A 5,786-nucleotide genomic window follows, 5' to 3' on the forward strand; every position below is an offset into this window, starting at 1 on the left:
ACCCACCCCCCCCCCCCGCCCCCCGGGCACCCGACCCGGCGGCCCCGCCCCCCCCACCTGGGTGCGCGCGCCCGCGTCCGCCGGCCCCCCCCCCCACGAGTCCCACGGGCCCACCGGGCCCGCGCCCTCCGAGGAACCCCGAAAGGGGACCCGAACCTCCGCACCACGAACCCCAGCTCCGGCGGGCGGGCCCCACTCCCGCCCGCCGGACCCGAGCCTCCGGCAGGCGAGACCCGCCCCGCAAGGCGACCCGGGCCGCGGACGGCAAACCGCGATTCCGGCGGGTGGACCCCGCCACGGCGGGGCGACCCCGGCTCCGGTGGGCCGGTTTGCGGGTGCCGGGGGCGGACTCCCGCCCCCGGTGCGCGCGTCGGGCTTCCCGGTCTCCGGTTCCCCAGGCCGGAGACCGGGGACGGTCCGCCGGGCCGGAGAGCGGGGGCGGGCCGGGCCGGAGATGCGGGGCCCGGCACGCCCGTCCACCCGTCCGCCCGGCACGACACCGTGGCCCCGCCGGGCCCCACCGGACAGGCCCCCGCTCAGCTCAGCGCGGCCACCTTGTCGCGGTAGCCGCGGACGGGAGCGGCGTCCTTGTACGGTTCGAGCCGTTTCTCGAAGTCCCGTACGTACTCGACGGCCCGCGCCGACCGCATCTCGGCCGCCTGCCCCGCGGCCTCCGCGCCGAGCAGACAGGCCTGGTCGAGCTCGCCGAGCCCGAGCCGCGCCGAGGCGAGCACCACCCGGCAGAACAGCCGGCTGCGGGCGTAGCCGGGCGCCCGCAGTTGCAGCGAGCGTTCGGCGTGCTGCGCGGCCGCCCGGAACTGCTGGAGGTCCCGGTGGCAGTGCCCGAACTCGTCGGCGAGCTGCGCCTCGTCGAAGTACCGGGCCCAGTGCGGGACCTCGTCGCCGGTCCGGGACGCCTCCAGCGCGCGCTCGGCCCGGACCAGGGAGGCCGTGCAGGCCCGCACCTCGCCGAGCACCCCGTGCCCGCGCGCCTCGACGGCGTGCAGCAGCGCCTGCACGACGTGCGGCCCCCCGGAGCCGAGGCCCTGCTGCGCGACCCGCGCGAGCTGCACGGCCTCACGTCCGTGCCCGAGGTAGACGGCCTGCCGGCTCATCGTGATGAGCACGTACGAGCCGTACACCCGGTCGCCCGCGGCCTGCGCCAGCCGCAGCGCCTGGACGAAGTACCGCTGCGCGAGTCCGTGCGCGCCGATGTCGTACGACGTCCAGCCGGCGAGCCGGGTGAGGTCGGCGGCGGCGGCGAACAGGTGGCGGCCGGTCTGCTCGCCGTAAGCGCCGCGCAGCATCGGCTCGGCCTCGTGCTCCAGATAGCGGACCAGTGCCTGGCGGGCGTGGCCGCCGCCGTAGGCGTGGTCGAGGGCGCGGAAGAGTTCACCGACCGAGCGGAGCGCGGCGATGTCCCCGCCGCTGACCCGCTGGCCGGGGCCCCGCTCGGTCCGGCCGCGCCGGGAGGCGGGTCCCCCCTGCTCGGGCGGCGCCGTGACCTTGGGCGAGGCCGGGCGGCCCTGGGCGGGGATGCGGGAGGGCTGCTCGCCCCGGGCCACCCGGTCGTCGGCCCGGCCGATCAGCCAGTCCCTGCTGGGCACGACGAGCCCGGCCGGGGTGAAAGCGATCTTGCGAAGCTCGGCGTGGCTTCCGGAGTCCTTGCGCCACAGGCCGCTGACGATGTCCACGGCCTCCTCGGGGGTCGCGGCGAATTCGAGCCCCGCGTACACGGGGGCGCAGGCGTCGAGCCCGAGGTCCTGCGCGCTCAGGCGCCGGCCGAGGCGGCGGGTGAACACCTCGGCGATGAGCGCGGGGGTGGTCCCGCGGGGCTGTTGGCCCCGCAGCCACCGGGTCACCGAGGTCTTGTCGTATCTCAGGTCCAGTCCGTGTTCGAGTCCGAGCTGGTCCACGCGACGGGCGAGACCTGCGTTGGAGAACCCCGCTTCTGCGATGAGCGCGGCGAGCTGTCGATTGGGCGTGCGCTGCGCGGGTCGTTCCGTCATCTGCGGTGCGGTCTCCTGCCTTCGGGTCTCCAGGGGGTCTCGGGGCGGCGCGAGAACGTGCTGGCGCCTCCCCGAGGCCCCCCTGTGCCCGGATTGCCTGTGAGCAGCCCTTATGGCCTCGTGAACGGCGCGAATGTAGCGGAGCGTGAGCACGTCATCGCACACATCGACATTCATTCATCCGATCGTGTGAGGATTGGCCGTCGGGCTGACGCGGTTCGGACGGACGTACAGTGGCGTGGGCGCGCCACGGACCTGACGAAAGGTTCCTTCGCGTGCCCCGCACGGGGATCACCACGTGCCCGAGGAAGCTTCTAGGGAGGCGCTTGCCGTGAGTGGGTTGCGGTTCGTCCGCATGGGATTCGGTGCCGAGGCCGTCGAGTACCAGGAGGCGTGGGACGAGCAGCGCCGTGTGCACACCGCCCGGTTCCTGGACGAGATCCCCGACACCTGTCTGCTCCTGGAGCACCCCCCGGTGTACACCGCGGGCCGGCGCACGGCGGACAACGAGCGGCCCCTGGACGGCACTCCCGTCATCGACGTGGACCGCGGCGGCAAGATCACCTGGCACGGTCCCGGCCAGCTCGTCGGCTACCCCATCCAGAAGCTCCCGCGCCCCGTGGACGTCGTAGCCCATGTACGCCGTCTGGAAGAGGCCCTCATCCGCACCTGTGCCGAGTTCGGCCTGGAGACGAGCCGGGTCGAGGGCCGCAGCGGCGTCTGGGTCCTCGGTGACGCCAAGGACCCCGCCCGGGGGGCCTCCGCGCTCGGGGGGCTCTCCCTCGACTTCGACCCCCGGCTCCAGGACGAGGAGTTCGACCCGCGGCTCAACGGCCCGGAGTACGCCCCGTCCAACGCCGGCCAGCGCCGCGAGGACCGCAAGATCGCCGCGATCGGCATCCGCGTCGCCAAGGGCGTCACCATGCACGGCTTCGCGCTGAACGTGAACCCGGACAACGCCTGGTTCGACCGGATCATCCCGTGCGGCATCCGCGACGCGGGCGTCGCCTCGCTCGCGGGCGAGCTGGGCCGCGACGTGACCATCGGCGAGGTCCTGCCGGTGGCCGAGAAGCACCTCAGGGACATCCTGGCGAACGCGGACCTCAAGCCGCGCGTCGTGGAACACACTCCGGCCTGAGCCCCGCGCCCCAGGAGGCGCGGCGCCCGCCCGGGCCTCGCGCCGCAGGGCGGAACGCCTCCGGGAATGCACCCCCGCTCCCGAAGGTTGCCCACCTCGGGGGCCGAGCACCGCACGGGCGTACCCTGGTGTACGCCGAAGAATCGAAGTTACAGGGAGCCGATGTGTCCGCAGTCGCACCCGACGGACGCAAGATGCTGCGCCTGGAGGTCCGGAACAGCCAGACCCCCATCGAGCGCAAGCCCGAGTGGATCAAGACCCGGGCGAAGATGGGCCCCGAGTACACGAAGATGCAGGCTCTCGTGAAGAGCGAGGGCCTGCACACGGTCTGCCAGGAGGCGGGCTGCCCCAACATCTACGAATGCTGGGAAGACCGCGAGGCCACCTTCCTCATCGGCGGTGACCAGTGCACGCGGCGCTGCGACTTCTGCCAGATCGACACCGGCAAGCCGGAGGCCCTGGACCGCGACGAGCCGCGCCGTGTCGGTGAGTCCGTCGTCACGATGGACCTGAACTACGCCACGATCACCGGCGTCGCCCGCGACGACCTGGAGGACGGCGGCGCGTGGCTGTACGCGGAGACGGTCCGCCAGATCCATGCGCAGACGGCGGGCCGCGAGGCCGGGCGCACCAAGGTCGAGCTGCTCGCCCCGGACTTCAACGCCGAGCCCGAGCAGCTCGCCGAGGTCTTCTCCTCGCGCCCCGAGGTCTTCGCCCACAACGTCGAGACGGTCCCGCGGATCTTCAAGCGGATCCGGCCGGGCTTCCGCTACGAGCGCTCGCTCAAGGTCATCACCGCGGCCCGTGACTACGGTCTGGTCACGAAGTCGAACCTGATCCTCGGCATGGGCGAGACCCGCGAAGAGGTCAGCGAGGCGCTCCAGCAGCTCCACGGGGCGGGTTGCGAGCTCATCACGATCACGCAGTACCTGCGCCCCTCCGTGCGCCACCACCCCGTGGAGCGCTGGGTCAAGCCGCAGGAGTTCGTGGAGCTCAAGGAGGAGGCCGAGGAGATCGGCTTCTCCGGCGTCATGTCGGGCCCGCTGGTCCGCTCCTCGTACCGCGCCGGCCGCCTCTACCAGATGGCCATCGAGAAGCGTGGCGCGTACGTCGCCTCCCAGGCGGTCTGATCCCCCGAACGGCACACGTTGCGAAAGGAAAGCGGTGGCACTCGGTGCCACCGCTTTCGTGTGAATCCGCGCACAAGCAACTCGCCCTTCACAACGGCCCGTTCACACCCTCCCGGGGCATCCCCGCAGTTGAACGCCGCATCAGGAACGGGTCAGGAAAACGACCCGCGGTATCAAGGTTTCATTGGTGTTTGACCGCTCGGTCACGTACTGGTAACACCAATCAGTGACTCTGGTTCCACGTCACACACGTCCCCGTCCGAGCCGTCGATCCCGAGGGGGGATCTCCATCATGCAGGCCGCGCCCGTACGCGCCACCGCGATTCCGTCGTTCACCGATGCACTGCGTGCCGTCGAGTCGTTGCTCATGAGCAGTGGGCAGCGCACCGCCCGCCGCAACGCCTGGACCTCCGTCCTGGAGGACCGCCGCCGCGCCAAGGACCGGGTCGAGGCGCAGCGCGTACTGGAATCCGTCATGCCTTCCTGAGCGGCGCCGGCCGGCGCCGGTCGTTCCCGCCACGGCAGCCGCCTCTCCGCTGCCGCGGCGCCGCTCGCCCGGTACTGCCGTCGTCGGCACTTCACGGGCCACGTAGACTCGTGGGCATGGCGAGGAAGGAACCCGCAGCGGACGCTGCGAACCCCGGGCGACTCAAGCAGATCGCTCAGACGTACAAAATGACCCGCAAGGCCGATTCCAAGATCGGTCTTGTACTCGCGGCTGTCGGAATTCTCACCCTTGGTGTCTTCCTCGCGATCGGCTTCTTGATCGGCCACCCTGTCTATCTCGGGATTCTCGGGCTTCTGCTCGCCTTCCTCGCGACGGCGATCGTCTTCGGACGCAGGGCCGAGCGGGCCGCCTTCGGGCAGATGGAAGGCCAGCCGGGCGCGGCCGCGGCGGTGCTCGACAACATCGGCCGGGGCTGGACCACGACTCCGGCGGTCGCGATGAACCGCAGCCAGGACGTGGTGCACCGCGCGGTCGGCAAGGCTGGCATCGTGCTGGTCGCCGAGGGCAACCCGAACCGGGTGAAGACCCTGCTGGCCGCCGAGAAGAAGAAGATGGCGCGGATCGTCTCGGACGTCCCGGTGCACGACATTCTCGTGGGCACCGGCGAGGGCCAGGTCGAGCTGAAGAAGCTCCGCACGACCATGCTGAAGCTGCCGCGTGTGCTCGCCGGCCCCCAGGTCACCGCGACCAACGACCGGCTGCGCGCGATGGGCGACCTGATGAGCAACATGCCGCTGCCGAAGGGCCCGATGCCCAAGGGCATGCGGATGCCCCGCGGCGGCCCCAAGAGGTGACGTTCGCGTCGGTCTGACCAGTCCTACGACGAATGGGGGCGCCCCAAACACCCCGCGCCCCCAACGTCGATAAACCCCCCCCCCCAACGCCGGCGCCCCGCGCCGCGCGGTGGGCCCCCCATCCCCCCACCCGGGGACCGGGGCCGCCCGCCCGCGGCGAGGGACGCGGGGCGCCCCGGGACGTCGTCGTCGGTCCGGGGCGGGTCG

At 72.4% G+C, this 5,786-nt stretch carries 5 protein-coding genes; 4 read left to right on the top strand and 1 reads right to left on the bottom strand.

The window, feature by feature from the left end:
- Window positions 1-536: 536 nt before the first annotated feature.
- Window positions 537-2,009 (bottom strand): regulator, encoded by a 1,473-nt coding sequence (locus ACFXGX_RS21540; RefSeq protein WP_384793556.1) that lies wholly within the window; start codon window positions 2,007-2,009, stop codon window positions 537-539.
- A gap of 331 nt (window positions 2,010-2,340) precedes the next feature.
- On the opposite strand from ACFXGX_RS21540, the gene lipB reads away from it, so the two are divergent.
- The 4 genes from lipB to ACFXGX_RS21560 all read left to right on the top strand — a co-directional run bounded on the left by lipB (window position 2,341) and on the right by ACFXGX_RS21560 (window position 5,579).
- The gene (gene lipB / locus ACFXGX_RS21545) at window positions 2,341-3,147 is read left to right on the top strand and encodes a lipoyl(octanoyl) transferase LipB (RefSeq protein ID WP_384793559.1); all 807 of its coding nucleotides are present in this window, start codon (window positions 2,341-2,343) and stop codon (window positions 3,145-3,147) included.
- 164 nt (window positions 3,148-3,311) lie between these two features.
- Complete coding sequence (gene lipA, locus ACFXGX_RS21550) at window positions 3,312-4,277, top strand: lipoyl synthase (protein WP_384793562.1); 966 nt, start codon at window positions 3,312-3,314, stop codon at window positions 4,275-4,277.
- Between the two features lie 292 nt (window positions 4,278-4,569).
- Window positions 4,570-4,764 carry a hypothetical protein gene (locus ACFXGX_RS21555; protein ID WP_384793565.1) on the top strand — a complete coding sequence of 65 codons (195 nt, stop codon included), beginning with the start codon at window positions 4,570-4,572 and terminating at the stop codon, window positions 4,762-4,764.
- Between the two features lie 116 nt (window positions 4,765-4,880).
- Window positions 4,881-5,579, top strand: a complete 699-nt coding sequence (locus ACFXGX_RS21560) for a DUF4191 domain-containing protein (RefSeq protein WP_384793567.1) — start codon at window positions 4,881-4,883, stop codon at window positions 5,577-5,579.
- Window positions 5,580-5,786: the final 207 nt, after the last annotated feature.

Origin of the sequence: Streptomyces sp. NPDC059371, from assembly GCF_042751995.1 — a bacterium.
Taxonomy (GTDB): Bacteria; Actinomycetota; Actinomycetes; order Streptomycetales; family Streptomycetaceae; genus Streptomyces.